Here is a 3,751-nt window from a genome sequence, read left to right as displayed (position 1 = left end):
CGCTGCGGCGACGAGCGACGGCGCGGCTTCACCACGTCGCGCCATCAGCTGCTTACTGGACGTTGCCCTTCGCCGCGCGCGCGTCATCCGCGACATTGCCTTTCGCATCTTCCAGCGCATCGGCCGCGTCCTGATACGCCGCCGCAGCGTTGCGATCGGCGGCGTTGTCGGCGGCCGCCTCCATCGCGTCGGCCTGGTTCTCCAGGCTGCTCTCGATCGCCGCGGCATTGTCCGCGACCGCCCTTTTCTCGGGCGACGCGTGGCAGGCGGACACCGCGAGCAGCGCGGCTGCGGCGAGCGGGACGGGTCTCATTTCATATTCCCAGAGCTGAGGACGCCTGGCACGAAAAGGCCGGCCGCACACCCAAGCGCGCGGCCGGCCGAAATTCGTCGAAGAGCCGGCGGGCTTACTTGCCCACGGCGTTCCCGGCGGCGACATTCGCCGCGGTGGCGGGATTGTCCGTCGAGCCGTTCTTGTCCGCGTCAGCGGCATTGTCCGCCGCCGCGTGGAGGTTGTCCGCCTCGTTCTGGATGATCGCCTGACCGTTGTCCGTCGTCGCGTTGTCGGCGGCGGCGTCGAGGTTGTCGGCAGCAGACTCCAGGTTGGTGCTGGCTTCGTTCTTCTGGCCGCACGCGCCGAGCGTCAGCAGGCCGGCAGCCGCAACCGCGGCGATCGCAATCTTCTTCATTCCAATGCTCCTGCGCATCAAGGCGACCGGCCCCCGAGCCGCCCGCTGGCGTAACGAAATAGCGGAAAGCCGAACGCCGTCAATTCCCAATCGGTTGATGGGAATATGTTTTGCCATCATTCCGCCTTATTTGCGCGGGGCGACGGGTCCGATCTCCTCGGGGGCATTCGCGACGATCGCCAGCATCGTCGTCCAGGCGGCGACGTTCTGGGCCAGCTGTGCCGGGTCGATTCGGTCGAGCGTGTCGTCGGGCGTGTGATGCGTGTCGAAATAGCGCGTACCATCCTGGTTGAGATCGACCGAGCCGACGCCGAGCGCGATGGTCGGGCCGACATCGGTGCCGTCGCCGCCCACGCCCGGCCCCTTGCCGATGCCGAGCGGCGCGAGGGCGGATTGCAGCCGGTCCGTGACGGAACTGGCGGCATCGGGGAGGTTGACCTCGAACCGCCAGACCCGGTCGGCGCCGAAGTCGCTTTCCTGCGCGGTCGCGTGCCGCTCGCGGCCATGGACGCGGGCGTATTCGCGCCCGCCGAAGCCGCCCGGTTCCTCCGCCCCGAACCAGACCACGCGGATCGTGCGTCGCGGGCGCGGGCCGTCGAGCAGGCGCTTGGCCGCGGCGGTGGTGATCGCGACGCCAGCGCCGTCGTCGATCGCGCCGGTGCCGAGATCCCAGCTGTCCAAATGGCCGCCGATCAGGACGATGCCGGCCTTGGGATCGCGGCCGGGCACCTCGGCGACGACATTGCCTGATTCGCCCTGGCCGGTGAAATGCGGGGTGAGGGTGAGGTGCAGCCGGATCGGGCCGCCGCGATCGGCGATACGCTCCAGCAGCTTGGCGTCGCTGACCGACAGCGCCGCGGCGGGGATCGGCTGCTGACCCGCGGGCCAGTTCGTGCCGCCGGTGTGCGGGTTGCGGTGCGCGTCCGTGCCGATCGAGCGGATCACGACTGCGAGGGCGCCCTTGCGCGCCGCCAGCGCCGGTCCGACGAACCGCCCGACGCCGTTCGCGCCATAGCTGGAGCCGTCCTGCGTCGGCTGCATGGCATTGCCGACATAGGCGATCTTGCCCGCCAGGCTGCCGTCGGGCGCATTGGCGAGGTCGCCATAGCTGCGGAAGATCGCCACCTCCGCCGTGATCCCCGCCGCGGGCGTCGCCCCCGAATTGCCGAGCGCCACCAGCTTCAGCCGTTGGGGAAACGGCGCGATCACCTCGGCCGTCTCCTCGCCGCGGACCCAGACGGGCATCTGATACGGCTCGACATGGACATTGCGGAAGCCGAGCGCCCTCAGCCGTGCGACCGCCCAGGTCCGCGCCCGCGCCTCGGCCTCCGTGCCCGCGAGGCGCTGGCCGACCTCCGTCGTCAGCCCTTCGACGATGTCATAGGCCAGCGTGTCCGTCAGCGCGGCGTCGCGCAGCTTCGCGACGACGTGGTCGACCGGCGCCGGCGTCGGCGGCGCCTGCCGCTGCGCGAGGGCGGGGGCGGGGGCGGCGAGCAGGGCGCCGGCGAGCAGCATCGGGCGGATCATGGCGTCGGACTAGGCCGCCGCCGCCGGTTTGCCAACGCCCGGAGCCAGCCCTACATGACGCCGTCAATCTGCCAGATATGAAACCGGAGCACGCGCGACCGCCATGGCCGTCCAATATACCTATGTCATGAAGGGTCTGACCAAGACCTTCCCGGGCGCGAACAAGCCCGTGCTCAGCAACATCCACCTCCAGTTCGTGCCGGGCGCCAAGATCGCGATCATCGGGCCGAACGGCTCGGGCAAGTCGACGCTGATGAAGATCATGGGCGGCATCGACACCGAATATCAGGGCGAGGCCTGGGCGGCGGACGGTGTCCGCGTCGGCTATCTGCCGCAGGAGCCGCAGCTCGATGCCGACAAGACGGTGATCGAGAACGTCCGGCTCGGCGCGGGGCCGGTGGCCGCCATGGTGGAACGCTTCAACGCGATCTCGGCCGAGATGGGCGATCCCCAGGACGACACCGATTTCGACGCGCTGATGAGCGAGATGGGCGAGCTCCAGGAGAAGATCGACGCGGCCGACGGCTGGTCGCTCGACAGCCAGCTGGAGCAGGCGATGGAGGCGCTGCGCTGCCCGCCGTCCGACAGCCCGGTCACCAATCTGTCGGGTGGCGAGAAGCGCCGCGTGGCGCTGGTCCGGCTGCTGCTGGAAAAGCCCGACATCCTGCTGCTCGACGAGCCGACCAACCATCTCGACGCCGAAAGCGTCGGCTGGCTGGAGAACTTCCTGAAGGATTATGCCGGCAACGTCATCCTCGTCACCCACGATCGCTACTTCCTCGACAACGTCGTCAACTGGGTGCTCGAGCTCGATCGCGGCCGCTACTACACGTACGAGAGCAACTATTCCGGCTACCTGGAGAAGAAGGCCAAGCGGCTGGAGCAGGAGGAGCGCGAGGAGGCCGGCAAGCAGCGCGCGATCGCCGACGAGCTGGCCTGGATGCGCCAGACTCCCAAGGCCCGCCAGACCAAGTCCAAGGCGCGCATCCGCGCCTTCGACGAGCTGATGGAGAAGCAGGAGAACCGTGTCGCCGGCAAGGCCGCGATCCTGATCCAGCTGCCCGAGCGATTGGGCGGCAAGGTCATCGAGGCCAAGGGGCTGACCAAGGCGTATGGCGACAAGCTGCTGTTCGACGGCCTGGACTTCACGCTGCCGCCGGGCGGCATCGTCGGGGTGATCGGCCCCAACGGCGCCGGCAAGTCGACCCTGTTCAAGCTCATCACCGGTCAGGAGCAGCCCGACGGCGGCACGATCGAGGTCGGCTCGACGGTGAAGCTCGGCTATGTCGACCAGTCCAGAGACCATCTCGATCCGAACAAGAACGTTTGGCAGGAGATCAGCGACGAGCTGGAGGTGTTCCGCTTCGGCAAGCAGGAGCTCGGCACCCGCGCCTATGTCGGCGCGTTCAACTTTCGCGGGCCGGACCAGCAGAAGAAGGTCGGCCAGCTCTCCGGCGGCGAGCGCAACCGCGTCCATATGGCCAAGATGCTCAAGGAGGGCGGCAACGTCCTGCTGCTCGACGAGCCGACCAACG

The 3,751-nt window shown here is 68.6% G+C and carries 4 protein-coding genes; 1 reads left to right on the top strand and 3 read right to left on the bottom strand.

The window, feature by feature from the left end; all coding sequences use genetic code 11:
• Window positions 1–52: 52 nt before the first annotated feature.
• From ACFE64_RS15355 to ACFE64_RS15345, 3 genes are all read right to left on the bottom strand, one after another.
• Window positions 53–313: a hypothetical protein gene (locus ACFE64_RS15355; protein WP_375393324.1), complete on the bottom strand. Its 261-nt coding sequence runs from the start codon at window positions 311–313 to the stop codon at window positions 53–55.
• A gap of 94 nt (window positions 314–407) precedes the next feature.
• Complete coding sequence (locus ACFE64_RS15350) at window positions 408–806, bottom strand: hypothetical protein (RefSeq protein ID WP_375393323.1); 399 nt, start codon at window positions 804–806, stop codon at window positions 408–410.
• A 9-nt stretch (window positions 807–815) separates the two neighbouring features.
• A complete protein-coding gene (locus ACFE64_RS15345) occupies window positions 816–2,216 on the bottom strand; it encodes a M20/M25/M40 family metallo-hydrolase (protein WP_375393322.1) in 1,401 nt (466 codons plus the stop codon).
• Between the two features lie 103 nt (window positions 2,217–2,319).
• On the opposite strand from ACFE64_RS15345, the gene ettA reads away from it, so the two are divergent.
• On the top strand, window positions 2,320–3,751 hold a 1,432-nt coding region (gene ettA, locus ACFE64_RS15340), incomplete at its 3' end, for an energy-dependent translational throttle protein EttA (protein WP_375393321.1).

Source organism: uncultured Sphingomonas sp. (genome assembly GCF_964250165.1).
Classification (GTDB): domain Bacteria; phylum Pseudomonadota; class Alphaproteobacteria; order Sphingomonadales; family Sphingomonadaceae; genus Sphingomonas.
The sequence above is the reverse complement of the archived record's forward strand: the minus strand, read 5'-3'. Positions and strand labels throughout refer to the sequence as shown.

Coding starts and splice junctions, on each gene's coding strand:
- ACFE64_RS15355 (WP_375393324.1), bottom strand. CDS start 313: ATGAGACCCGTCCCGCTCGCCGCAGCCGCGCTGCTCGCGGTGTCCGCC.
- ACFE64_RS15350 (WP_375393323.1), bottom strand. CDS start 806: ATGGCAAAACATATTCCCATCAACCGATTGGGAATTGACGGCGTTCGG.
- ACFE64_RS15345 (WP_375393322.1), bottom strand. CDS start 2,216: ATGATCCGCCCGATGCTGCTCGCCGGCGCCCTGCTCGCCGCCCCCGCC.